The following is a 24,600-nucleotide window of genomic DNA, read 5'->3' on the forward strand; positions in this document are numbered from 1 at the left end:
TTCAAAGTATTAATTTAAAGGAATTTGTTACCTGACTTACAGCTCAGGTCATGATTACAAATACTAATGACAGCAAGCTTTTCGTAGTGCAACAAAAACAAAATTCTCAAATTATTCAACCTAATGGGAATATTAATACGATAGATTTAAAAAATGAAGAATAAAATTGTCTACGATGACAAAAAGAAAATTTCCAATACTATCATTTCCAAAAATAAAAAGCGGCTCAAATTGAACCGCTTTTGTTATATCGTCATAGAGAAGATTCTCGTTTCTGGTTTATTTCTCATCATCCTGAGATCAAAAACCATAGCTACATTTCTCGTAAAAGCTCTTCCAGCTTCTGTAATTTTAATCTCATGGCCGCTGATTTCAACCAGACCATCATTTTCCATCTCTTTCAGCATGTCTAATGCGTTTTCAAGCTCAGGGAAAGAATTCGTATTATTAAAAGTAGTTTCAAGCTGACACATCAGATTCAGAATATGTCTTCTCACAATCAAATCTTCTTCATTCAAAACATGTCCTTTTACTACAGGAATTTTCCCTTCTTCAACAATCGTCTGATACTCTTCCACCGTTTTTACATTCTGTGCAAAAGCATACCATGAATCTGAAATAGCAGACATTCCAAGGCCTACCATCAATTGAGTATTACTTGAGGTATATCCCATAAAGTTTCGGTGAAGTTTTTTATGGATTAAAGACTGATACAAATCATCATGCTCCAACGCAAAATGATCCATTCCTACCTCGATGTACCCGAGATCCTGAAGTAATTTTTTCCCGTCTTCGTATAAACGGCGTTTTTCTTCTCCGCTCGGAAGGTCATTTTCATCAAATCCTCTTTGTCCAACACCTTTTATCCATGGAACATGCGCGTAAGAATAGAATGCCAATCGATCCGGTTTCAGTTCCATTGTTTTTCGAATGGTATACTCCATCGCTTCCCAACTCTGGTGAGGAAGCCCAAATACCAGGTCATGACTGATTCCTCTATATCCTATTTCTTTAGCCCATTCCGTTACGTTTTTCACATTTTCAAAAGGCTGAATTCTGTTGATTGCCTTCTGTACTTTAGGATCATAATCCTGAACCCCAAAACTTACTCTTCTAAAGCCTAGATCATATAAAGTCTGAAGATGTTCTTTAGTCGTATTGTTTGGGTGTCCTTCAAAAGAAAATTCCGGATGCTCTGCAATATCTACGGTTTCAAATATACCTTCCAACAAAGTTTTTAAATTCTGAGGAGAAAAAAATGTAGGAGTACCTCCACCCAAGTGCAACTCTTTCAACTTTGGTCTTTCATTGAAAAGTTCAAGATAAAGTTTCCACTCTTTTAAAACACTTTCCAAATAAGGAATTTCAACGCTGTGCTGCTTGGTAATTCGCTTATGACACGCACAGAATGTACACAACGCTTCACAGAAAGGTAAGTGAATATAAATGGAAATTCCCTCCTCTGCATTCGTTTCATGAAAAGACCTGATTACACTATCTTTCCATTTCTCAGGAGAAAATGTAGTTTCATCCCAATAAGGAACAGTTGGATAAGAGGTGTAACGTGGTCCGGGAATATTATACTTATCTATTAAAGAGTTCATTTTGAAAATTAAAATTTTGTAGTGCCAAATTTAACATAACTAAAATTCAGCACTACAAAATTAACCATTACTAATGAATTTTAACCTATGAATTATATTAGGTTCTATTTTATAATGAGTCTAAATACGGATCATCAATGTTTTATCGAATAGTGATAAATTCTATTTCTTTTATTTAAAATTTTAATTTCATTACGGCAATTCTATCTTTTCCTGCCAAAGCAATCTTATTTCCGTCTATCCATTCACAAACGAAAAACCCTTTTTCATCGGAAATTTTCTTCCAGGTTTTACCAAAATCTGAAGAATAACTAATATGCTGATCTCCCACAGCAATCATTTCTTTTCCTTTCGAACCCGGTTTAATCTTTACACAGGTCATATACCCTGCATTTTGTCCAGATGCCTGAACTTTCCAGGTTTTTCCTGCATCATCTGTGGTTGCTATATTATTCACATTGGCATCTTGTCTGGTAAAATCGCCACCTACAGCAACGCCAAACCGATCATCATAAAAATCGATGGAATATATCCCTTGAGAAGATTCTCCCTGAACAAACGGTGTATTAAAAACCTCCAGCTTTTCATTTTTTAAGTTTAGCCTTATAATTCTTGAAGCTTTTCCGCCTGTTGCTATCCACATATAATCTTTTGAAGATGAAATATTGGTATTGCTTGCTGCGAAAGCGGCTTCTCCTTCATTCAATTTTAAATTATTTTTGTATTGACTCCAGTTTCCGTTCTTATAGACAGCCAGTTTCAACATCTGATCTTTGTCTGCATCACTGAAAGTGTAAGCAAGTTTATCATTCACGAAATGCAAAGCATCATAAAATGCAGTTTTTACAGTATCAATGAAAACAACCTGAGTACCGAGATCTTTTTTATCAATTTTAAAGAAATAAGCAGGACTTTCAATATTAATAGCATAAAAAGAATTTTTATTCTGTGCTAGAGTTCTGAATTGAAGTTTTTTTTGAGAAAGAGGAATCTGTTTTTGATTTTTATAATCATTAAGATCAACAAATCCAAACATAGAGTCTGTACCCGTATACCAAACTTTATTGTCATATAGCTCCAACGCTCTAATGCTTATTTTATCATTAAAAATCGTTTCAATATTTTCTACTTGCTGAGAAAATACACACATTCCTATGGAAAGGAACAGAATGGAAAAAATCTTTTTCATATTAATAAATTTATATACAAAAAAAACCGCCGAAGCGGTTTATATAATGATTAGTTTATATCTTTATATTTCTCAGGATTGTTAAGTTTACTATTTCTTTTTCCATAAACAAAATAAACAATACCTCCTAATAACAACCAGGCTCCGGAAAGCTCTTTTGCATGGTTACTTAGGTTATAAATTAAGTATAAGTTAATAATCACTCCTAATGCAACTACTACTTTATAAGCAGGAACTTTGAAAGGTCTGATCAAGTTAGGTTCTTTCTTTCTCATTACCCAAACAGCGATACAAACCAAAGTAAACGCAAACAGAGTTCCAAAGCTTGTCATATCTGCAAGTGTGGAAATTGGCGTCAACGCAGCAATAAGTGCAACTACAATTCCTAATAAAATAATTCCTTTGTAAGGTGTTTTTGTTTTTGGGTGAAGTTCTCCAAAGAATTGAGGAATTAATCCATCCTTGGCCATTCCGATAAAGATTCTGGATTGCCCCATCATCATTACCATTACTACAGAAATTAATCCTACTGTTGCTGCAATCGTTACAATATTACTTGCCCAGTGCTTTCCTGCAATTTCAAAAGCATAAGCTACAGGTGCCTTAATTGCATCTGGATATTTTCCTTCAGGATTAAAATCCGAATAATGCATCATTCCTGTTAATACAAGAGACACGCAAATATATAATGCAGTACAAATCAATAAAGAAGCGATAATGGCAAAAGGTACATCTTTCTTAGGATTAATAGCTTCTCCTGCTTGCGTAGAAACAGCATCAAAACCAATATAAGCAAAGAAAATAGCAGCTGCCCCTGAAATAATTCCCTGGATACCATATGCCGAGACCATATCTCCTTCAGAGTTTTTAATCTTTATCTGATCAGGGATAAAAGGTTTCCAATTCTTAACACCATCTACAGCGTTGTACAGATCACTATTAGAGAAAATAATATATACTCCCGCTATAATTACAAAGATAACGGCAGAGGTTTTCATCAGAACAATCAGATTATTTGCTCCTGCAGCTTCTTTAGTTCCTTTTACCAATAATGCTGTAATCAACAAAACCAAGATAAATGCGGGAAGGTTCATCGAAAATCCTTCTCCTGTATAACTCGCAGGATCAGATGTAAGATACGCCGGGAGATGAACTCCAAAAATTTTCAAAAATTTGTTAAAATATCCTGACCAACTCACAGAAACCGCCATACTTGCCATAGCGTACTCCAGAATGAGACACCAGCCCATTGCCCAGGCAAAAATTTCTCCCACTGTTCCATATGCATAGGCATAAGCAGAACCTTCAACAGGTATAATAGATGCAAATTCTGCGTAACATAATGCAGCAAAAACACAGGCAATACCTGCTATAATGAAAGAAATTGCAAGCGCCGGCCCTGCATGATAATAGGCTCCGGTTCCTGTAAGAACAAAGATTCCACCACCAATGATAGCACCTACTCCAATTGCTGTTAAACTCCATTTTCCAAGGACTTTTTTCAGCTCACTTTTCTTCATATCTGCCTCATAGGCACTTAGTGGCTTCTTAACCCAAATTTTAGACATGTTTTTTTATTTATTAAGGATTTACGAAAATATAAAAAATTTAGAAACTCTCCCATTTATCGGCAAACTTTCGTCACATATTTTACATTAAAGTCTTCAAAAGCACAAACAACCCATTATAAAATTCATTTTAAAAAGTCCTATTTTTTATTTATTTTTGATCCCATGAATCTATACAATCTTTTTGTAAAGCCTTATGAAAGCTATGATTATTTGCAAATTATACTTGAAGCATCCGGTGCTATTTTCGGAACTTTAAGCGTATATTTTTCCATTAAGAAAAATATATGGGTCTATCCTAGCGGTATTATTTCAACCCTCATTTATGTATATATTCTTTTCAATTTCGGTCTACTGGGAGATTGCTTAATCAATGTATATTATACAATAATGAGTATTTATGGATGGATTCTGTGGGCAAAGAACTCTGAAGACCATGTACATGTGGACGTTACCTGGGCCTCCAGAAAAGAATGGATCTATGCGAGTATTCTTTTCATCTTAAGTCTGGCGTTTGTAACATTTATTTATTATTGTAAGCCTTATATTGATAATCTGGAAAGTTCTTATCTTGGATTGTATCATCTTGATTGGGCAAATTGGATGGATATTTTTACCACTTCCATATTTTTAGTAGGAATGTGGTTTATGGCCAAACAGCGCATTGAGAACTGGATTTTCTGGATTATCGGAGATTTAATTTGTATCCCTATGATGATTTTTAAGGGACTTGGTATCACTTCGGTTCAATATTTGGTATTTACTATAATGGCTATCTTAGGATACCTTAATTGGAAAAAAAGTTTTAAAGAAAAAAAAGTACAATAAAGTCATGAAAAATTTATTAAAAATAGCACTCAGTATTTTTGCTATTAGTAGTTTAACATCTTGTTTGGCATATTCAGACGGATACGGGTATAATAGCGGTTATGGTGACCCATATTATAATAATGGATATTATTATGCTCCTTCCGGATATTATGGTAGTGGTGGTTATTGGGGTAACGACGGCTATTATTATAGAAACAATGTTAATTATTACTATGATAATGGAGTTCCTTATTACTACTACAACTATAACAATTCAAGAAGAAAAGTATACGTAGAAAGAAGATCCGAATCTTCAAGACCAAACAACGGATTTAGAGGTGAGCCTTATTATGATCGTAATACCAATAACGGGTATAGAAACGATCAAGGAAACAGAAACCAGAACAGTAATAGTGGGTTCAGAAATCAAAGTGGAAGCTATCAGAATAATCAAGGAAACCAGAATCAAAGCAGTGGCGGATTTAGAAACCAAAACAGCGGATACCAGGCTCCTCAGAGAAATACGAACAGCGGCGGATTCAGAAGCTCTGAAAGTATAAGCAGACCGGAACCTTCAAGTGGTGGTGGATTTAGAGGCAGTTCGAGCGGTTCAAGCAGCTCAAGCAGCTCAAGCGGTTCAGAAAGACAGAACGGCGGATTTAGATAAAACGATTATAAATAAGGAAACGAACAGCTAACGCTGTTCGTTTTTCATTTTAAATATATTAATTTTGTTTCTTTATTTTAGACAAAAGACAATATGGAATTTTTTAAATATCAAGGAACTGGAAATGATTTTGTAATGGTTGATAATCGTGATCTCCAGTTTCCGAAAGACAAAAGTATCATTGAAAAATTGTGTGACAGACGTTTTGGAATTGGTGCTGACGGGCTTATTCTCTTAGAAAATGACCCTGATTATGATTTTAAAATGGTTTACTACAATTCTGATGGTGGCGAAAGTACTATGTGTGGAAACGGAGGGAGATGTCTTGTAGCATTTGCTTTCTTTCTTGACATTTTTGAAGATAAATGTAAGTTCATTGCCATAGATGGTGAACATGAGGCTGAAATTCACAATGGAATCATTAAATTGAAAATGATTAATGTAGATACTATTTCCCATGACGGAAACGATTTCGTTCTTAATACCGGATCTCCTCATTATGTAAAATATGTAGAACATTTGGAAGACTTCAACGTATATACTGAAGGACATGGCATCAGAAATTCAGAAAATTATAAAGAAAAAGGGATCAATGTCAACTTTGTGGAAAAAAATGCTGCTGATGAAATTTTTGTAAGAACCTATGAAAGAGGCGTTGAGGATGAAACTTATAGTTGTGGAACCGGAGTTACGGCTTCTGCTTTAACTTTTCTACAAAAAGACAATCTAACCTCTGTAAAAGTTAAAACCTTAGGTGGAAATCTTAAAGTATATGCTGAAAAAAATGGAAATTCTTTCCGGAATATCTGGCTTGAAGGTCCTGCTAAGCAAGTTTTTAGAGGTAAAGTAGATATTTTTTAAAAACAAAAACTTTTAATCAATAGTAAAAGAATGAAAAAAGCTATTCTCATTATCATTTTGCTGGCTGTTGCCATTGCAGGATTTTTTGGATTGAGATTTTATAATAAATATTACGGAAACAATGTAGAAAAAGAAGGTTATGTGCTGATTCCTCATAAAGCAGGGTTTCAACAAATCATGGATTCTATTGCCCCGTATGTTAAAAACAAAGAATCTTTTGAAGCCGTAGCCAAGGACAAAGGTCTTGACATCAATTTTAAAGCAGGACGTTATCATATCCAAAACGGTACAGGGAATACAGATCTGGTTAATATGATCAAAGCAGGAAATCAGACGGCTAATTCTTTCAGAATCGGAGATTTTGGTGATATATACCAAATGATTGGTAAAGTAACCAAAAAAACCGAGCTGGATTCTTTACATTTTGTGAATGACCTGAATGGAGTTGCACAGGAAAAAGGATATAAAGATGCTGAAGATTTAAAAAAATATTTCTTCATTGATACTTATAATTTTTTCTGGACAGTAAGTCCTAGAGAGTTCTTCAAAAAATTTGACGATCAATATAATGATTTCTGGACTAGTGAAAGAAAAAATAAAGAACAACAATCCGGTCTGACGAGAGATCAGATTTATGCTCTGGCTTCTATTGTATATAAAGAGTCCGGAGGAAAAAAAGATGAAATGAGAACGATTGCAGGATTATATTTAAACCGTTACAGAAAAGGAATGAAGCTTCAATCTGATCCTACGGTAATCTATGCCATCAATAAGCAGACTAATTTCAAAGAACCTATTAAAAGGGTATTATATAAGCATCTGTCTACACCATCACCTTACAATACGTATGCTAATGCAGGTATTCCCCCGGGGCCTATCTGTATCGTGGATAAAAATTCGGTAGACGCTGTTTTAAATGCAGAAAACAATAATTATATATTTATGTGTGCTGATCCTGCAAGATTTGGATATCATAAATTCACAGCAAGTGCTGAGGAACACGCTGTGAATGCAAAGGCCTATCAGCAATGGCTTAATTCAAAAAATATAAAATAGGCTTAACAAGCACTTAAGAATTTATACAGTTAAAAAACAAATAAACCATAATATCTTTATAATCAAGATCATCTGAAATTTAAAGATATTAAGGCTATCTCTTTACGATTTTATACAAAAAAAATAACCTATGAGTAAGACAGAAATTGTCAGTATTTTTACCAAAAAAACTTTAGGGCTTACCTTAGTACTTTCGGCAGCGGCAATGGCCTTTGCACAAGAAAAGGCGGGAGTTTCAGGCATGATTGTCAATAAAAAAAATCTACCTGTGCCTTATGCGTCTGTAACTTTCACCAATAAAGCCAACAAATCATTAAGTGACGCTGTATTGACTGATGAAAAAGGTCAATACAAATTACAGCTTGCTCCCGGAGACTATGACATTACAGTAGAAGCCATCGATTACAAGAAAAGTATTATTAATAAAAATATTACCGGTCCAGGAAATATTGGGGCATTATCTATAGAGCCGGAAGCATCAAGTACTCTGGACGGAAAAACTCAGGAGCTACAAGGAGTGGTTATTACAGCTTCAGCAACCAAGCCTTATAAGGTAGAGCTTGATAAAAAAACATATGATCCGTCGCAGGATATTGTCAGCAAAGGAGGAAATCTCCAGGATGTTTTAACGAATGTACCTTCGGTTTCTGTGGATACGGATGGAACCGTTTCTATGAGAGGAAATTCTAATGTAAAGTTTTTAATCAACGGTAAGCCATCTTCTCTTCTTGGAATTGATGATGGGGCTAATGCTTTACAAAGTATTCCTGCGGATCAGATTGAAAGAATTGAGGTAATTACCAATCCTTCTTCGAAATTTGAGGCAAGTGGTACTGCCGGTATTTTGAATATTATTTTAAAGAAGAATAAAAAAACAGGTTTTAATGGAAGTGTAACCGGAACGTTGGGCTATCTTCCACAAACTTCACTTAATACAAATTTAAGTTGGAGAAAAGGCAAATTCACCTGGTTTTTAAATGGTGGCGGAGGCTACAGAGAATCTAAGAATACCAGTAGAACCGATGCCTGGTTCAACAGTGGAATCAATAAAGAAACTCATAATGAATCTATCAGCAAAAGTAAAAATGATAATTACAATACATCTGCTGGTCTGACTTACGATATTTCCGATAAAACATCGGTTAATGCATCAGGTACAGTAAGAACTTTTGATAGCGACAACAAAGGAAATATAAATTATTTTGACTATCCTTTCACCGGAGGAAGTATTTTCAGACTGAGAGCAAGTAATGGAACCGGAAATAACCTTGCATTTCAAGGAGATTTTGGATTAGATCATAAATTTGATGATAATGGTCAGAATCTATCACTATCCTTAAGTTTACAGAGAAACCGCTCAAATAATGATAGTAATATTTATGATACTAGAGAAGATATTTTCCAGCTTCAGGATCTTGTCAATCAAAATACAGTTAATAAATCAATTATTGCTAAAGCAGATTATGAACTTCCAATTGGTGAGAATTCTAAAATTGAAGCAGGTTACAGACTAGACTCTAACATTAATGATTACAGCAACCAGGTAATGCAAAGCACAGTATTGAGTCCTGCTTTGGCTTATCTTGATAAGTATACCTACAATGCAAACTATAAAGAAATGTTTAATGCATTCTATGTTCAGTTTAAAAGTAAAATAGGCAAATTAGGATATCAAATTGGTCTAAGAGATGAATTGTCAAAAGTTGATGTAGATTATCTGAACCGTGAAGGAGCAGCTGTAAATAAATCTAAAAACTATAATAATCTTTTTCCTAGCGTATTCTTGAGTTATGAAATTGCAAAAGACAATCAATTTTTAATTAATTATTCAAGAAGAATTGACCGTCCTCGTTCTTTCTTTTTGATTCCTAATCCTAATTACAGTGATAATCAGAATATTTTTGATGGAAATATCGATTTAAATCCTTCTTATGTAGATTCTTACGAAATTGGATACAGTATCTCTAAAAAGAATTTTACAATCAATCCTACTTTATATTACAGACATTCGACTGATGATGTAAAAATGCTTGTATACGATCAAGATGTTACTTCTAAAGATGCCAGTGGTGTACCACAAACTTTGACGACTTTCCATACGAAGCCTATCAACCTTGGAAATGATGATCGTTATGGTTTAGATCTTAATTTCAATTGGGATGCTACGAAATGGCTTAAATTTTTAGGAAACGTAGATTTATTCGGATATAAGACTACAGGAGTTTATTTTGACCCTACCATTATGAATGAGCCAACTTCTTTTGAGGGAAAAGGTTTCTCTACAAGAGCAAGGCTTACCTCCACATTTAAAATTGACAAAACTTTTAGTTTTCAGTTACAAGGTTTTTACAGAGGAGGACAAAAAACACAGAGCATAGATAGAAAAGATATGTATGCCTTAAGCTTAGGTGCATCCAAAACTATATGGAAAGGAAATGGTACTATAAGCTTTAATATTCAGGACATCTTTAATACAAGATCTATGAGATCTACCGCATATGGTCCTAATTACACAAGAGACAATTATATGCAGTGGCAACCGAGACAGTTTGCCCTATCTCTCACATACAGATTCAAACAGGGTGAAAAAATAGACCAACCTAAAAAGAAAAAAGATATTAATTCTAACGCAGCTGGTGACGACCAACAAGGTGGTCCAATGTAATATAAAAAAAATCCCGAAAATTTCTTTTCGGGATTTTTTTATCCTATTATTTTACGGGTTCTTTCTTTACAATTTTTTCTTTTTCTGCTTCATAAATTCTACGTCTTAGGTCGCTTGTAGAAAATCTGTGATCTCTTTTATTATAAAAGATTTCAATCCCTTTTTCTTCACAATATTTCTTTCCTGTAAAATCTTTATCCAGATAATCATCTCCAATAATTCTTACATCGATTACGAAGGATTTTAAAATATCCAACAGGTCTTCTTCTGTGTAATAAGGAATGATTTCATCAACAGCATTTACAGCTTTCAACTGAATATATCGTTCAACAATCGTTTGGCTTGGTTTATTTTTACCTGGACGATCATGGGAAGGGTCAATCTGTAACCCAACTATTAGATAGTCGCAAACTGTTTTTGCTTCTTCCAGCATTTTAATATGTCCTGCGTGTAATAAGTCAAATGAGGAAAATGTAATACCTATTCTTTGTGTCTTCATATTAATTTAAAATTAAAATTTCGCTGAGATAAATGTTCTTTTAAATGGATAAAAGACAGGTGACTCAGGAAATGTGTTTTGTAATTCTTGTTTATAATCGTTTTTAAATTGTTCTTTCATATCATCCGGAAGTTTTTCAACATATGGTAACATAGCAGTTCCTGAAGCCCAAGTAAATATTGCATCTGCATTTTCCAGAATATGAGGGAATACTTTTTCATAAACGGTAATTTCTCTACCCTTATTATCAAATAGTATTTGGGCATAGTCTTCTATTTTTAAAACGGTATACTCTCTTTCCCAAGAGTTATAAGCTGTCTTATAAGGCTCCGTCCCGGCAATCTTTCTAAGCAATTGGTGTACTACATATTCATGATTGGATGGAATCTGCACCGCTAACTGTCCTCCTTCTTTAATTTTACTGATAATTCTGGGAAAAAGCTCTTTATGATGATTACACCATTGTATAGCAGCATTAGAAATAATAAGATCATATCGATCTCCTAGGTGGAGTTGCTCTTCAATACTTCTTTTTTCAAAAGTTAATCTGCTTGTTTTAAAACGAATTGCTTTTTCAAGCATTTCTTCAGAGGAATCTATCCCCAGAACCTTAGAATCTTCCAGATAGTCCAAAAGCTTGGAAGTGAGCTCTCCTGTTCCACATCCTAAATCAATAACAGACAAACCTGTTTTTGATTCAACAAGCTTCAATAACTCAAAGAAAGGAGCTGAGCGCTCTTCTTTAAACTGATCGTATACTTCAGGATTCCAAGCCATTATTAAATATGTTTATGAATTTCTGGAATTTAAATATTTCTGCCATTCCCAAGTTGTTCTTAGGGATTCTTCCAAAGAAGTTTCAGATTTCCATCCAAGTTCTTTTTCTGCTTTGGCAGGATTTGCGTATGCGATGGTAATATCACCTTCTCTCCTATCACAGATTTGATAAGGAACATGTACACCATTCGCTCTTTCAAAAGCTTTTACAACCTCTAAAACCGATGATCCTTTTCCAGTTCCCAGATTGTAAATATCAATCATAGTTTCTTCAGACTTGTTTTCCATCAGTTTTTTTAAAGCAGCAACATGTGCTTTCGCTAGATCAACAACATAAATGTAGTCACGAACTGCCGTTCCGTCTTCTGTTGGATAGTCATCACCCCAAATACTTAACTTTTCACGAACCCCTGCTGCAGTTTGCGTAACATAAGGCACTAAATTATTAGGAATTCCAATTGGTAGCTCTCCAATTATTGCAGACGGGTGAGCACCAATGGGATTGAAATATCTTAATAATGTTATTTTTCGGTGATAGGCTTTTGCAAAATCAATCAGGATTTCCTCTCCCATTTGTTTTGTCTTACCATAAACACTTTCAGGCATTTTCAGGGGAGTATTTTCATCAATTGGCATAGAATCAGCTTGTCCATATACAGTACAAGATGAGCTAAAAATAAAGTTTGATATTCCTCTTGTTTTAAATTCCTGAAGAATATTAATTAATGAAAATAAATTATTTTCATAATAATCTACCGGAATAACCTGACTCTCTCCTACTGCTTTAGAAGCTGCAAAATTAATACACCCATCAATTTGATGAGCATCAAAAACCTGATTGAGAAGTTCTTTTCTTTTAAGGTCAAAAGGATAAAAAATCGGCTTTTTACCTGTAATCTCCTCGATATTATTTAAAATAAATTTTTCTGAATTAGATAGATCATCTACAATAACAACTTCAAAGCCGTTATTGATAAGTTCTACTACGGTATGAGAACCAATATACCCAAGTCCCCCTGTAACAAGTATTGCCATTTTTATTTTTTAATTAAGCCATAAACTCAAGTACAGCATCCGTAATATATTTCAACTGTTCTTCGTCTAATTCGGTATGCATTGGTAAGGAGATTACCTGATCCAAAAGCTTGTCTGTATTCACAAAATCAGCATCATTGCTTTCCTGAAAATAAGCTTTTTGCTTTCTTAATGCTACTGGATAATAAATCATTGCCGGAATTTCTTTTTCCGTAAGGAATTTCTGAAGTTCATTACGTTTCCCATTAAGAATTCTTAGTGTATACTGGTGGAATACATGGGTTGAATTTCCGGATCTTACCGGAGTCAAAATATTTGGATTTCCTGCAAAAGCTTCATCATAATAATCAGCTGCTTTTCTTCTTGCTTCATTATAAGAATCCAGGTGAGGAAGCTTTTTTCTCAGAACCGCTGCCTGAATGCTATCCAATCGTGAATTCACTCCTACCTCATCATGATAATATCTTTCATACATTCCGTGGTTTACAATTCCTCTTAAACGGTGCGCTAATTCATCGTTATTGGTAAAAATAGCACCACCATCACCGTAACATCCCAAATTTTTTGAAGGGAAGAAAGAAGTTGTTCCTACGGTAGACATTGTTCCTGCATATTTCACAGCTCCATCGGAGAATGTATATTCAGCACCAATTGCCTGGGCATTGTCTTCAATAACATATAAATTATGTTCTTCAGCAATTTTTAGGATTTCTTCCATATTAGCACACTGCCCAAACAAATGTACAGGAATAATTGCTTTTGTTCTTGGCGTAATCGCTTTTTTGACCTGTTCTGTTGAAATCGTGAAAGTATCATAATCAACATCTACCAAAACAGATTTTAATTTAAGTAGATGGATAACCTCTACTGTTGCTGCAAAAGTAAAATCGGCAGTAATAACCTCATCTCCTTCTTTCAGATCTAATGCCATCAGAGCTATCTGTAATGCGTCTGTTCCATTAGCACATGGAATCACATGTTTCACGTCTAAATAAGACTCCAATTCATTCTGGAAAGACTTTACTTCAGGACCGTTGATAAAAGCCGCAGAATCCATTACATTTAAAACCGCATTGTCTACATCATTCTTTATTTTGTAATACTGACTTTGCAAGTCAACCATCTGAATTTTTTTCATAAATAAATATTTCTGTAAAAATAAGGAATTTAAAATCCTATCAAAAATTTTATTGATTTTGTTTTTATCTTTATACAAAATAATACTATGAAAAAACTTTTACTCTTTTGTCTCTTAACAGGTTACTTCAGTTCGTCTGCGCAGACAAAGCTGGTTTTTGTTTATTTCACGGATAAACCTAATAAAGCCGCCTTTTACGCGAATCCACTTTCGGAGCTCACTCAAAAATCACTTAACAGGCGTACGACGTTGGGAATTCCACTTAATGACCAGGATGCTCCTATTGAACCGTCTTATTTACAGAATCTTCAGAATCTTGGGTTTACGGTAACAGATTATTCCAAATGGTTGAATGGTGCAGCAGTAAAGGCTACTCCTGCTCAAATAACACTCTTACAAGCACAACCTTTTGTACAATCGGTCGAAAGTTTTGCAAGGAATAGTTCAACAGGACCTACTATTAAACCTGTTAATAAATGGAAAGATAATACAAGTTTTCAGAAAATACAGACTTCCTTCAATTACGGTTCGGGTACTGCACAGATTGATCAGGTCAACATAAAGCCTCTCCATTTGGCAGGTTATACCGGTACAGGAATCTCTATTGCCGTTATTGATGCCGGATTTCCAACAGTGAATACAGGTTCTGCTTTTTCCAGATTATGGGCTAATAACCAAATAAAAGCCAGCTATGATTTTGTCACCAAGAATAATGATGTTTACAATACAACCTTAAGCACCCATGGAACAGCAATTTTAGGGATCATTGGCGGATATTTGGAAAATATTTTTGTGGGAGCGGCTCCAGATGCAGATTTTTATCTTTACCGAAGTGAAAATGCCACCGTTGAAATTCCGGAAGAAGAAATGTATTGGATTGAAGCTGCGGAAGAAGCCGACAGAAAGGGTGTAGAAATTATTACGTCCTCTCTCGGATATAATGTCTTTGACGATCCTCAATATAATTATACTTACGCTGATATGAACGGAAGTACTTCTTTTATTGCCAGAGGTGCGGGAATAGCTACTGAAAAAGGGATTTTTGTTCTCGCTGCCACAGGAAACTCGGGGCAGCAGCCATGGCATTATCTTTTAACTCCTGCCGACAACGCTAAAGTATTCAGTATTGGAGCAGTTGACGCTGCCGGTAATTCTTCAGATTTTTCATCTTATGGCCCTAATTCTCTTGGTATCATAAAACCTGATGGAAGTACCCAAGGAACTTCCACAACAACAGTTTATGATGGATCCACACTCATTGTAAATGGTACCTCTATCGCAACTCCTATTGCAGCGGGTGGTGTGGCATGTTTCATTCAGGCATTTCCAACAATGAGCAGGGAACAGGTGAGAACAAAATTAAGACAATCTGCTTCTCTTTATCCTAATTATACAGACCAAATGGGGTATGGCATTCTTAATTTCGGAAATATGTACAATTCCGTTTTAAGTACTTCAGAACATGTAAAAAAAGAAAAATTCTCCTTATTCCCGAATCCTGTTAAAAATATATTGAATATTATTTCTGCATATGAAGTAAAATCACTTGAAGTTTATGATAATTTGGGAAGACTCATCAGAAAGAATAATGATCAGAAAATGGTAAACGTTGAAGATTTTTCCAGGGGAATTTATTATCTGAAAATTCAGACGAAGGATAAAATCTATTATGAGAAATTTATTAAAGAATAAGGACTTTCTCGCACAGATTAAACTGACTAAGCAGATTTTTATTTTAACCACAGATAATGATATCACAATTTTTAAGTTTCGGCTAAAGCCGATGGATTGATTCATTATAAAAAAAACGGGCTAAAGCCCGTTTCTATTGATATAATTTATTGTATTATTAGAAATACCATTGATTTACCAGGATAATTTTATGCAGAATTTCTACTTGCATTAATGTTTCCAAACAATGATCTGGTCACCAGTTTTTCATAAGCTTCTTTGTTTCCTTCTCCTTTCTGGATCTTCATCAACGCATACTGCTGAATACTAAGCAATGGTAATACGATCTTCTCACGAATTTTTACGGATTTTCTAGACAACGGATCTTCTTCCTGAAGCATTTTAAATCCGGTTAATTCCAGCATAATATTTTTTGAAAGTTCATATTCGTCAAACAATACATTCCAGAATACACCAAATTTCGGATTGTTTTTGATATAATATGTCAAAGGAAAATAAGATTTATTCATACTCATCATAGAGTTTAATACTAATGTCTTAAAGAAGTCGGATCCTTTATACAATTCTCTTACTTCTTCGAGCCTGCCTTGTTCTTTCATCTGTTGCATAGCATAACCGAAACCAAAGAATCCGGGAACATTTTGTTTTAACTGTGACCATGATCCTACAAATGGAATGGCTCTCAAATCTTCAAATTTCAGCTCACTTCCATTTCCTCTTTTAGATGGACGGCTCCCAATATTGGTTTTACCATAATATTCAAGAGTACTCATCTCTTGAAGGTAAGGAACAAACATTGGATGTGCCTTTAAATCTGAATATTTTTTATAACTGATTTCCGCCAGTTCAACAAGTAATGTTCTTTCTTTTTCTGTAAGCTCTTTTTTAGCATTTTTAAATACGTCATTTTCAACTCCGGCTGTCAGAAGTTGTTCAAAGTTATATTTTGCCTGCTCTTTATTTCCAAAAATACTGGTAATTGTTTGCCCCTGAATGGTTAATTCAATTTTATTATTGGCAATGGTTTTTCCCTGAGAAGCGTAAAAATCATGTGTTTTACCTCCACCTCTGGCAGGCGGTCCTCCTCTACCATCGAAAAATACGACTTTGATATCATTTTGCTCAGAAAGCTTTGTCAAAACTTCTTTGGCTTTATAAATTTCCCAATTGGCTTTAAGATATCCTCCATCTTTTGTTCCATCGGAAAAGCCCAACATGATAGTCTGTTGATTTCCTCTTCTCTCCAGGTGCTTTTTGTAAACAGGATGTTGGTATAATTCATTCATCACATTCTCGGCGTTAGCCAGACCTTCCATAGTTTCAAAAAGCGGAACAATATCCATATTGATATCGTCCTCTTTGTATCCGCAAACCTTAAAAAATGCATAAACATTCATTACATCTTTTACAGCGTCGGAATTGGAAATAATATAACGGTTCATTCCTCTCAATCCGTTCAGGTTTTGAATTTTTGAAACTTGGGAAACCGTCAATAATGTATCTTTTACAATATCTTCAAAATCATTAGGATCAACTTTACCTGATGTTTCGATCAGCTTATTGAATTTCTGCTCAGCATCAGCCTCATCTTCTCCATATACTTTTGCAACAACCTCATCAATTACTTTCTGATGGATTCTGCTGTCCTGGCGAATATCTAAAGTAGCAAAATGAGTTCCGAAGATCTTGACACGATCTCTGAAATTAATCAACAGATCTAAAAACAAGGAATTATGCTCATTAATCAATATTTTTTCCGCTTCATCAGCTTTTTTCAGGATGTTTTCTGCTGTAATAGTTTTGTCATCAAAAATTGCTGCATATAAGTCTTCACTCAATTGCGTTAAAACTTCGGAAACCCCTCTGAAGCTTAATCGTCTTCTGATGAATTTCAAATGACTGTAATAGGACTTCAGAATGGCAGAACGAAGCTCTTCTGCTACTCTTTTCGTAACGTCTGCTGTTACAAAAGGATTGCCATCTCTATCTCCTCCCGGCCAGAAACCTAGCTGGATAATATCTTCATGTAAGTGGAAATGCCCGTTTCCAAAAGTCTTTTTAATCTTCGTAAACAACTCGCCAATGGTATCATAATACACATATCTCAAATATGAAATGATACTCAATGCTTCATCAATAGGAGTTGGTTTTTCTTTATTCACGAAAGGAGTTTTGCCTAACTGCTGTAAAAGCATATCGATTTGCGTCACGGAATCACTGGTAATTGCTCCCCTTAAATCCTGAATAATCCTTTGTACTGAACTTGGATAAAATTGAGTCGGGTGTGCTGTAAAAACTACCTTTACACTAAAATCTTTTAATTTTTCGCGTACTTTTTCAATTTTATGATCCTGATAAGAACGTTCAAAAAGGTTGGTTACTGTTCCATTATCACTTTCTGAGTGAAGATTGGGAAAAGCAGCATCTTCAATACTGTCAAATAAAACCACCTGTCTTTCTATATACTGGATGATTTTAAAAAGTAACTCCAGTTTCTGATCCTCGGTTTGAAGATCGGTATGGTTTTTAAAGAATTCTTCAACAATATCCTCAGGGGTTTTCCCAGCTTCATAGCCTGTTCTGCTTTCTTCATAAAGAAACGGAAGCAGCATTCCGATATTTGTCATTTTATCATAAGGCAGGCTCATAAATAACGAATTGTAGATCTGGAATTTATTCTCCACGATCTGCCTGAATTTTTCTGCGCGTTGGTCGTGTATCATAGTAACAAATGTAGGTGATTTTGGAATTAATTTAATTGACAAATGACAAAAAGAAGCTGTACTAAATATATTATTTTCTCCATAAACATTTCGTAACTTTGGGCTTCCAATTAATTTTTAAATATAGCTAATAATACAGTTAATACTGCTGATGTTGTATTAAAAATTATTCAAAATTTGTTATGGGTTACATCAGAGCATACTACGAACAGATCGTCAAACTACAGGAATCGGAATGGGCATTTATAGCAGGACATTTCCACAGAAAAGTGTATGATAAAAATGAAATCATTACTCAACAAGGAGATACCGAAAACTACTTATCTTTTGTAGAATCCGGATTGGTAAGATTTTATATTCCCGATGATGAGTATGGCTATACTTTCAGTTTTGGTTTTGAAAAAGAATTTACCTGCGCCTACGATTCTTTCCTTACCCAAACTCCTTCTGAATATGAAATGCAGGCATTAACGGAGACTGTAGTATGGCAAATTTCTTATGATGACCTACAAAAAGTTTATGATCAAACTCATGCGGGAAACCATCTGGGACGTTTTGCTTCTGAAAAACTATTTTTAGCCAAAAATAAAAGAGAACTTTCTTTGCTGAAACTTACAGCTAAGGAGCGTTATTTAAAATTATTTACGGAACAACCCGAACTCCTGCAGCGTGTGCCTTTGAAGTATATCGCTTCTTACATTGGAATTACTCCTCAAGCTTTAAGTAGAATCCGTAAACAGATTTATTAACATAGGTTCATTGTATATCTTTTCTGTTCTGCTGAACTTTGCAGGAAAATACCGCAATGAAACTTTCTATCTTAGCATATGGGAGCCCCATTTTAAAACAAAAATGTATCCCAATACATTCAAATACCCAGGAAATACAGAAGCTGACAACAGATATGTGGGAAACCATGAAAAATGCCAGCGGATGCGGTTTGGCTTCTTCTCAAATAGGAAAACCTCTACAGCTTTTTATCGTTGATAGTCAAGTTATTTTTGAAAATATGGATATGGAAGATCAGATCCTTTATTTTGAAAAAAATGATCGAGGAATACAAGAAACTTTTATCAATGCTAAAATCATTGGTTCTTCAGAAGAAACCTGGGAAGATTATGAAGGATGTTTGAGCATTCCGGGCCTTTCACAAAAGGTAAAACGTCCTTGGAAAATCACCATTGAATATATGGATAAAGATTTCACCCAACACATCAAAACATTTTCAGGAATGACGGCAAGAGTCATTCAACATGAATATGATCATACTCAAGGTATTTTATATACTGATCATTTGAAGCCATTAACAAAAAAGCTTATAGAATCAAAATTGAAAAAGATTATTAATGGAAGTGTGACAACCGGATATTCTATGAAATTTCTATAAGCGTTTAGAGTATTGATCAAACATCTTTATTTTTGTAAATTTGCCTTAAAGCACTTTCTTATGAAATCCATCATCGCGTTTTCCTTAATTATCTCCAACCTGTTTATGGCACAGATCAAGGTTCCCGATGATTACAAAAAAATTCCGGATATCCTGGATACTGTTGATTATTTGTACCCGTTTATTGTACCGGATAAAGAATATGAGTATTGGAGGGTGTTAACTAATGACACCGATCCTGACAAAGCAATCGTCTACGAAAGTCAGGCACCGGATTTTATGACAATTAATGATCCAGCTCCTGAACAAGGCTTCTTTCAAAAATGTATTGGCAATAACTGCTTCTCATACATCCTGGCTTGTAAAAAAGACAGATCCATATATTTTTCTAATGAGCAACAGTTAAGGGATTTTATTGGAACCATTGATAATCTTCCTGAAGCTATTCTAATCGCAAAAACCTATGGTTATTCTATAGATACCAATAACCGATTTACCGGTTCTTATAAAATTGAAAATCAACACATTTCCCTATATGCTTTTAAAGCTAAAGGCTGCCCTGTAACTAAAGAGTCTTTTTTAATTAAAATCAATAGAAAAACCGGAAAATTAGAGGCTAAGAGTAATGGAATCTATTCAAAAAGTGAAGATTGCTCTACTCTATAATACATCAAAATGCACTAATGAATTATTTTGTCGGAAAAACATCTCGTTAATTTTGGTTTGAAAACCTATAGGTTTTACTGAATATAGAGATTTTCAACAGGCATTCTTATATTTTTTGCCACGAATGCTCGAATTATTTTATTAGTGCATTCGTGGCAATATAAAACATTAGTTAAAACACCTTACACACTCGTGTTTCACCAGCCAATATCATCTTTATCAAATATTAATAGCACCTTGTCCTGATGCGATCAAATACGCTTCTTTCAATGTTTCAGAATAGGTCGGATGCGCATAGGAAATTCGGAACATATCTTCTGCAGTTACTTCATATTCCTGTGCAATAACTCCTTGTGCAATTAAATCGGCGGCCCTTGCTCCAATGACATGGACTCCTAAAACTTCACCATATCTGGGATCAACCAAGACTTTGGCAAACCCATCCGTATCCATAGATGCTCTGGCTCTCGCACTAGCCGAAAACGGGAATTTACCTACATTAAAAGGAATATTATTCTTTGTCAAATATTCTTCTGTATATCCTACAGAAGCTACTTCGGGCCACGTATATACTACAGAAGGAATACGATTATAATGAATATGGTGCTTTTGGCCATTGATAGTTTCCACTACAAAAACACCTTCCTCTTCGGCTTTATGGGCTAACATTGCTCCACCAATAACGTCCCCAACGGCATATATATTTGAAACGGCAGTCTGGTTATTTTCATTAACTTTAATAAATCCACGATCGTCAAGTTGTACATCTGTATTTTCCAACCCCAACCCTTTTACATAAGGGCTTCTTCCAACTGCTACCAAAACATAATCGGCTTCCACTGTTTCTTCTGCTCCATTTTTGTCTTTAAAAAACACCTGAGCCGAAGAGCCTGTATTTTGTGTTTTATATACTGAATGGTTCAACCGAATATCAACTCCTTCTTTCTTTAGAATTTTCTGAAGATTTTTTCCTAATTCATGATCCATTGTTGCAATGAGATAATCTGCGTATTCAAGGATGGTAACTTTTGTACCGATACGGTTGAATATTGATGCCATTTCTACTCCAATTACTCCGCCTCCTATAATCACCATTGATTCAGGTTTTTGTTCTAAAGATAAAGCTTCAGTAGAAGTAATAATTCTTTGCTTATCGATTGTCACTCCCGGAATCGTTGAAGGTTTTGATCCTGAGGCAATGATATAGTTTTGAGCGGTCACTTCAATGGTTTCAGTATCATTGGTTACTCTTATTGTCATATTGTTGACGAAACTGGCTGTCCCTTTTAAACGAGTAATTTTATTTTTACTCATCAAAAAGTTAAGCCCATCTGTATTTTTTGAAACCACTTCTGCTTTTCTTTTATACATTTGGGAAAAGTCCAGCTCAATATGTTCCAGCTTAATTCCATGCTCCTTAAATTGATGATGAGCATCTGAATAATGATGAGTACTATCCAACAATGCCTTTGTCGGTATACATCCTACGTTGGTACAGGTTCCTCCCAATGTATCATACTTTTCAATAATTAGTGTTTTATATCCAAGTTGAGCACTTCTTATTGCTGCCACATATCCACCGGGTCCGGATCCTATTACGGCTATATCATAATATTCCATTTGATTTATTAATTTTTTATGATTAATTTTACTTGCAAAATAAAAGCAAATCTAAAATAATCACTTTTAATTTGCAAGTATTATTTCAATATTAACATTATGAGTAAAAAAAGGTCAGACTGTCCTATCAGTTGTTCTCTGGAAATATGGGGGGATAAATGGTCACTATTAATCATCCGTGATCTGATGCTTAAAAAAGAATGTACCTATGGAGAACTGCAAAAAGCTGATGAAAAAATAGCGTCCAATATTCTTGCAACCAGACTTCAACATCTTCTTGAAAACGGAATCATTGACAAAAAAAATCATCCTGATAATAAATTGAAAATCATCTATTATCTTACCCCAAAAGGCATTGATCTGGTTCCCATAATTGTTGAAATTAATCTTTGGGGCGATCGATACCTGACCATTCCTGAGGACAGGAAAAAATTGCTTGAAGATATCAAAAAAGATAAGGAAGGTTTTATAAAAAGGGCAAAATCCTATCTTTCTGAGAGTTAAAAATTCATCTACAATCTTTGTTATTATAATAGCTTTTATTAAACTAAGTCATAGCAATTTTAGAATTTCATTAACTCAATTTTTCTTTTTCATTCCGTACATTTGAATTAAAATAAATTTAAGAACAATGCTTAATTTCGAGTTTAAAAATCCAACTAAAATACTTTTCGGAAAGGGAGAAATCGCTAAAATTTCTAACGAGATTCCTAAAGATGCAAAAATATTGATGATTTATGGTGGTGGAAGTATCAAAAACAATGGCGTTTATGATCAGGTAAAAACAGCTTTAAAAGGTCATGATCTCTATGAATTTGGAGGTGTTCCGGCTAATCCGGAATACGAGGTATTGATTGATGCCATCAACTTCATTAAAGAAAAAAATATCACTTATCTTCTTGCTGTAGGTGGCGGTTCAGTTATTGACGGAACAAAATTTATTTCTGCGGCAGTCAATTACAATGGTGAACCTTGGGATATTCTGAGAAAGCAGGTCAGAACGTTTGAAGGGGAAGGAATGCCTTTTGGTAGTATTTTAACGTTGCCTGCTACAGGATCTGAAATGAACTCAGGATATGTAATTTCCAGAAGAGAAACTAACGAAAAATTATCGTCGGGAGGTCCGGGGCTTTTTCCTCAGTTTTCGGTTTTAGATCCTGAAGTAATCAGGTCTATTCCTAAAAACCAAATTGTAAATGGGCTTACAGACGCTTATACCCATGTTTTGGAACAGTATATGACAGCGCCTTCTTCTGCTGATCTTCAGGAAAGAATCGCAGAAAGTATTCTAATCAGTCTTCAGGAAACAGCGCCTAAAGTATTGGCTGATGACTTTAATTATGATGCTGCAGGCAACTTTATGTGGTGTTGTACAATGGCATTGAATGGTCTTATCCAGAAAGGAGTGATTACAGATTGGGCTGTACATGCAATGGGCCACGAATTAACGGCTTATTTTGGTATTGATCATGCAAGAACGCTGGCTATCATTGCTCCTTCTCATTATCGCTATAATTTTAATGATAAAAAAGGTAAACTGGCTCAATATGCTGAAAGAGTTTGGGGAATCAAAGATGGCAGTGTTGAAGAAAAAGCAGAACTGGGAATCCAAAAACTGGAAGAATTCTTCCACAGTTTGCACATCAAAACCAAGCTTTCAGAATATACGGAAGATTATAAAGGAACTGCTGAAAGAGTGGAGAAAGCATTTACAGAGAGAAACTGGATGGGCCTTGGAGAATATAAAAAATTAACACCTCAGGATGCTTCTAAAATTGTAGAAATGAGCTACTAGAAAATACAGGTTTTAGGCTGAGAGATCTTTGATTATAGGTTTTGGCTAAAGCCGAATGAATATGAATTTTATAATGGGGCGGGCTTCCTTCGTCTACGCTCAGGATCATAACCCGCCCCTATTGATATTGATATATCCATATGAATAGTAGTTTAATAACATTATCTTTTATCTTTTATCTTTTATCTTTTATCTTTTATCTTAATAAATCTCCCATTATTTAGAACCACCTCTGTCTAGCATTTCACACAACCTTTCAAGAATTACCTTATTTACAAACATTTGTTTGAAAAATCACGATTTCATTATTAATATTTCAAATTTATTTATATTTTAGCATATTCTTAAATTTGTGAAAATGAAAAAACAACTACTTTTATTTGCCTTTTCTGCATTGGCACTTACTTCTTGTAAAGATGATGATCTTCAAGCTTACGAAATGGATATGATGAAAGGAGACTGGAAAGAAGTTAAGACCGAAATCATTTCCGGAAAAGATAATAAAACAGTAATTAAGTCCTTTCCTACAGTGGGATGTGCTACCAAAAATACACTTTTCTTCAGAACAGATTTTTATGTAAGTTATACAGCTTATACAGGAACAGGAGCAGATTGCCAGATGAATGGGAAAAGTGAAGGAAAATACACTTATGATCAGGAATCTAAAACACTGGGAATCAAGTTTGATAATGAAGAAAATATCGATTACAGAGTAGATATATTAACTAACAGAGATCTAAGATTAGCACAAAAATCCGGTAATCTTGATATGGATGGGGATAAAATTCCGGATATTACCTATATTACTTATAAAAGATAAAGTACAACTCTCGTCAATCGAGAGTTTT

General features: G+C 34.6%; 21 protein-coding genes. 12 read left to right on the forward strand and 9 right to left on the reverse strand.

The annotated features are described in order from the left end of the window. Positions 1–245: 245 nt before the first annotated feature. The 3 genes from hemN to CW752_RS13910 form a co-directional block, all read right to left on the reverse strand. Complete coding sequence (hemN, locus tag CW752_RS13900) at positions 246–1,604, reverse strand: oxygen-independent coproporphyrinogen III oxidase (protein WP_101240301.1); 1,359 nt, start codon at positions 1,602–1,604, stop codon at positions 246–248. Positions 1,605–1,779: 175 nt separating this feature from the next. Beyond that, on the reverse strand, positions 1,780–2,793 hold the full coding sequence (locus CW752_RS13905) for a WD40/YVTN/BNR-like repeat-containing protein (protein ID WP_101240302.1): 1,014 nt from the start codon (positions 2,791–2,793) through the stop codon (positions 1,780–1,782). A gap of 50 nt (positions 2,794–2,843) precedes the next feature. Next, positions 2,844–4,361: an amino acid permease gene (locus CW752_RS13910; RefSeq protein WP_101240303.1), complete on the reverse strand. Its 1,518-nt coding sequence runs from the start codon at positions 4,359–4,361 to the stop codon at positions 2,844–2,846. A 165-nt stretch (positions 4,362–4,526) separates the two neighbouring features. Between CW752_RS13910 and pnuC the strand changes: the two genes are divergently transcribed. From pnuC to CW752_RS13935, 5 genes are all read left to right on the forward strand, one after another. Continuing rightward, positions 4,527–5,189 carry a nicotinamide riboside transporter PnuC gene (gene pnuC / locus CW752_RS13915; protein ID WP_101240304.1) on the forward strand — a complete coding sequence of 221 codons (663 nt, stop codon included), beginning with the start codon at positions 4,527–4,529 and terminating at the stop codon, positions 5,187–5,189. A gap of 4 nt (positions 5,190–5,193) precedes the next feature. Then, the gene (locus tag CW752_RS13920) at positions 5,194–5,838 is read left to right on the forward strand and encodes a hypothetical protein (RefSeq protein ID WP_101240305.1); all 645 of its coding nucleotides are present in this window, start codon (positions 5,194–5,196) and stop codon (positions 5,836–5,838) included. A gap of 93 nt (positions 5,839–5,931) precedes the next feature. Then, positions 5,932–6,699, forward strand: a complete 768-nt coding sequence (gene dapF / locus CW752_RS13925) for a diaminopimelate epimerase (RefSeq protein WP_101240306.1) — start codon at positions 5,932–5,934, stop codon at positions 6,697–6,699. A gap of 30 nt (positions 6,700–6,729) precedes the next feature. Further along, positions 6,730–7,755: an endolytic transglycosylase MltG gene (gene mltG / locus CW752_RS13930; protein ID WP_101240307.1), complete on the forward strand. Its 1,026-nt coding sequence runs from the start codon at positions 6,730–6,732 to the stop codon at positions 7,753–7,755. Positions 7,756–7,885: 130 nt separating this feature from the next. Continuing rightward, positions 7,886–10,420: a TonB-dependent receptor domain-containing protein gene (locus CW752_RS13935; RefSeq protein ID WP_101240308.1), complete on the forward strand. Its 2,535-nt coding sequence runs from the start codon at positions 7,886–7,888 to the stop codon at positions 10,418–10,420. A 46-nt stretch (positions 10,421–10,466) separates the two neighbouring features. Here CW752_RS13935 and CW752_RS13940 read toward each other — a convergent pair whose 3' ends face one another. Genes CW752_RS13940 through CW752_RS13955 form a run of 4 tightly spaced genes read right to left on the reverse strand, consistent with a single transcriptional unit; the run spans position 10,467 to position 13,869 of the window. After that, positions 10,467–10,919 (reverse strand): adenylyltransferase/cytidyltransferase family protein, encoded by a 453-nt coding sequence (locus tag CW752_RS13940; RefSeq protein WP_101240309.1) that lies wholly within the window; start codon positions 10,917–10,919, stop codon positions 10,467–10,469. Between the two features lie 12 nt (positions 10,920–10,931). After that, a complete protein-coding gene (locus CW752_RS13945; protein ID WP_101240310.1) occupies positions 10,932–11,696 on the reverse strand; it encodes a methyltransferase domain-containing protein in 765 nt (254 codons plus the stop codon). A 12-nt stretch (positions 11,697–11,708) separates the two neighbouring features. Then, positions 11,709–12,731 carry a UDP-glucose 4-epimerase GalE gene (gene galE / locus CW752_RS13950; RefSeq protein WP_101240311.1) on the reverse strand — a complete coding sequence of 341 codons (1,023 nt, stop codon included), beginning with the start codon at positions 12,729–12,731 and terminating at the stop codon, positions 11,709–11,711. Between the two features lie 13 nt (positions 12,732–12,744). Further along, a complete protein-coding gene (locus tag CW752_RS13955; RefSeq protein WP_101240413.1) occupies positions 12,745–13,869 on the reverse strand; it encodes a DegT/DnrJ/EryC1/StrS family aminotransferase in 1,125 nt (374 codons plus the stop codon). 87 nt (positions 13,870–13,956) lie between these two features. Here CW752_RS13955 and CW752_RS13960 point away from each other — a divergent pair, with 87 nt between their 5' ends. After that, a complete protein-coding gene (locus CW752_RS13960; protein WP_101240312.1) occupies positions 13,957–15,561 on the forward strand; it encodes a S8 family peptidase in 1,605 nt (534 codons plus the stop codon). 188 nt (positions 15,562–15,749) lie between these two features. On the opposite strand, the gene CW752_RS13965 is transcribed toward CW752_RS13960, so the two are convergent. After that, the gene (locus tag CW752_RS13965; protein ID WP_101240313.1) at positions 15,750–18,284 is read right to left on the reverse strand and encodes a phosphoenolpyruvate carboxylase; all 2,535 of its coding nucleotides are present in this window, start codon (positions 18,282–18,284) and stop codon (positions 15,750–15,752) included. Positions 18,285–18,466: 182 nt separating this feature from the next. On the opposite strand from CW752_RS13965, the gene CW752_RS13970 reads away from it, so the two are divergent. Genes CW752_RS13970 through CW752_RS13980 form a run of 3 tightly spaced genes read left to right on the forward strand, consistent with a single transcriptional unit; the run spans position 18,467 to position 20,337 of the window. Beyond that, positions 18,467–19,033 (forward strand): Crp/Fnr family transcriptional regulator, encoded by a 567-nt coding sequence (locus tag CW752_RS13970; protein ID WP_101240314.1) that lies wholly within the window; start codon positions 18,467–18,469, stop codon positions 19,031–19,033. 56 nt (positions 19,034–19,089) lie between these two features. Then, entirely contained in the window at positions 19,090–19,671 is a 582-nt protein-coding gene (gene def, locus CW752_RS13975) for a peptide deformylase (RefSeq protein ID WP_101240315.1), read from the forward strand. Positions 19,672–19,731: 60 nt separating this feature from the next. Next, positions 19,732–20,337 (forward strand): hypothetical protein, encoded by a 606-nt coding sequence (locus tag CW752_RS13980; RefSeq protein WP_101240316.1) that lies wholly within the window; start codon positions 19,732–19,734, stop codon positions 20,335–20,337. A gap of 219 nt (positions 20,338–20,556) precedes the next feature. On the opposite strand, the gene lpdA is transcribed toward CW752_RS13980, so the two are convergent. Next, a complete protein-coding gene (gene lpdA / locus CW752_RS13985) occupies positions 20,557–21,957 on the reverse strand; it encodes a dihydrolipoyl dehydrogenase (RefSeq protein WP_101240317.1) in 1,401 nt (466 codons plus the stop codon). Positions 21,958–22,056: 99 nt separating this feature from the next. Between lpdA and CW752_RS13990 the strand changes: the two genes are divergently transcribed. From CW752_RS13990 to CW752_RS14000, 3 genes are all read left to right on the forward strand, one after another. Beyond that, positions 22,057–22,461 (forward strand): winged helix-turn-helix transcriptional regulator, encoded by a 405-nt coding sequence (locus tag CW752_RS13990; RefSeq protein WP_101240318.1) that lies wholly within the window; start codon positions 22,057–22,059, stop codon positions 22,459–22,461. A gap of 127 nt (positions 22,462–22,588) precedes the next feature. Then, a complete protein-coding gene (locus CW752_RS13995; RefSeq protein WP_101240319.1) occupies positions 22,589–23,752 on the forward strand; it encodes an iron-containing alcohol dehydrogenase in 1,164 nt (387 codons plus the stop codon). Positions 23,753–24,110: 358 nt separating this feature from the next. Then, complete coding sequence (locus tag CW752_RS14000; protein ID WP_101240320.1) at positions 24,111–24,572, forward strand: lipocalin family protein; 462 nt, start codon at positions 24,111–24,113, stop codon at positions 24,570–24,572. The last annotated feature ends 28 nt before the right edge of the window (positions 24,573–24,600 follow it).

Origin of the sequence: Chryseobacterium sp. PMSZPI (assembly GCF_002835665.1) — a bacterium.
Lineage (GTDB): Bacteria > Bacteroidota > Bacteroidia > Flavobacteriales > Weeksellaceae > Chryseobacterium.

What these genes read in the sequence shown, in the direction of transcription:
- CW752_RS13970 (WP_101240314.1), top strand. Translation starts at nt 18,467, where the DNA reads ATGGGTTACATCAGAGCATACTACGAACAGATCGTCAAACTACAGGAA.
- CW752_RS13910 (WP_101240303.1), bottom strand. Translation starts at nt 4,361, where the DNA reads ATGTCTAAAATTTGGGTTAAGAAGCCACTAAGTGCCTATGAGGCAGAT.
- CW752_RS13935 (WP_101240308.1), top strand. Translation starts at nt 7,886, where the DNA reads ATGAGTAAGACAGAAATTGTCAGTATTTTTACCAAAAAAACTTTAGGG.
- CW752_RS13995 (WP_101240319.1), top strand. Translation starts at nt 22,589, where the DNA reads ATGCTTAATTTCGAGTTTAAAAATCCAACTAAAATACTTTTCGGAAAG.
- CW752_RS13955 (WP_101240413.1), bottom strand. Translation starts at nt 13,869, where the DNA reads ATGAAAAAAATTCAGATGGTTGACTTGCAAAGTCAGTATTACAAAATA.
- lpdA (WP_101240317.1), bottom strand. Translation starts at nt 21,957, where the DNA reads ATGGAATATTATGATATAGCCGTAATAGGATCCGGACCCGGTGGATAT.
- CW752_RS13940 (WP_101240309.1), bottom strand. Translation starts at nt 10,919, where the DNA reads ATGAAGACACAAAGAATAGGTATTACATTTTCCTCATTTGACTTATTA.
- pnuC (WP_101240304.1), top strand. Translation starts at nt 4,527, where the DNA reads ATGAATCTATACAATCTTTTTGTAAAGCCTTATGAAAGCTATGATTAT.
- hemN (WP_101240301.1), bottom strand. Translation starts at nt 1,604, where the DNA reads ATGAACTCTTTAATAGATAAGTATAATATTCCCGGACCACGTTACACC.
- CW752_RS13920 (WP_101240305.1), top strand. Translation starts at nt 5,194, where the DNA reads ATGAAAAATTTATTAAAAATAGCACTCAGTATTTTTGCTATTAGTAGT.
- CW752_RS13905 (WP_101240302.1), bottom strand. Translation starts at nt 2,793, where the DNA reads ATGAAAAAGATTTTTTCCATTCTGTTCCTTTCCATAGGAATGTGTGTA.
- def (WP_101240315.1), top strand. Translation starts at nt 19,090, where the DNA reads ATGAAACTTTCTATCTTAGCATATGGGAGCCCCATTTTAAAACAAAAA.
- CW752_RS13965 (WP_101240313.1), bottom strand. Translation starts at nt 18,284, where the DNA reads ATGATACACGACCAACGCGCAGAAAAATTCAGGCAGATCGTGGAGAAT.
- mltG (WP_101240307.1), top strand. Translation starts at nt 6,730, where the DNA reads ATGAAAAAAGCTATTCTCATTATCATTTTGCTGGCTGTTGCCATTGCA.
- CW752_RS14000 (WP_101240320.1), top strand. Translation starts at nt 24,111, where the DNA reads ATGAAAAAACAACTACTTTTATTTGCCTTTTCTGCATTGGCACTTACT.
- dapF (WP_101240306.1), top strand. Translation starts at nt 5,932, where the DNA reads ATGGAATTTTTTAAATATCAAGGAACTGGAAATGATTTTGTAATGGTT.
- CW752_RS13960 (WP_101240312.1), top strand. Translation starts at nt 13,957, where the DNA reads ATGAAAAAACTTTTACTCTTTTGTCTCTTAACAGGTTACTTCAGTTCG.
- CW752_RS13980 (WP_101240316.1), top strand. Translation starts at nt 19,732, where the DNA reads ATGAAATCCATCATCGCGTTTTCCTTAATTATCTCCAACCTGTTTATG.
- CW752_RS13990 (WP_101240318.1), top strand. Translation starts at nt 22,057, where the DNA reads ATGAGTAAAAAAAGGTCAGACTGTCCTATCAGTTGTTCTCTGGAAATA.
- galE (WP_101240311.1), bottom strand. Translation starts at nt 12,731, where the DNA reads ATGGCAATACTTGTTACAGGGGGACTTGGGTATATTGGTTCTCATACC.
- CW752_RS13945 (WP_101240310.1), bottom strand. Translation starts at nt 11,696, where the DNA reads ATGGCTTGGAATCCTGAAGTATACGATCAGTTTAAAGAAGAGCGCTCA.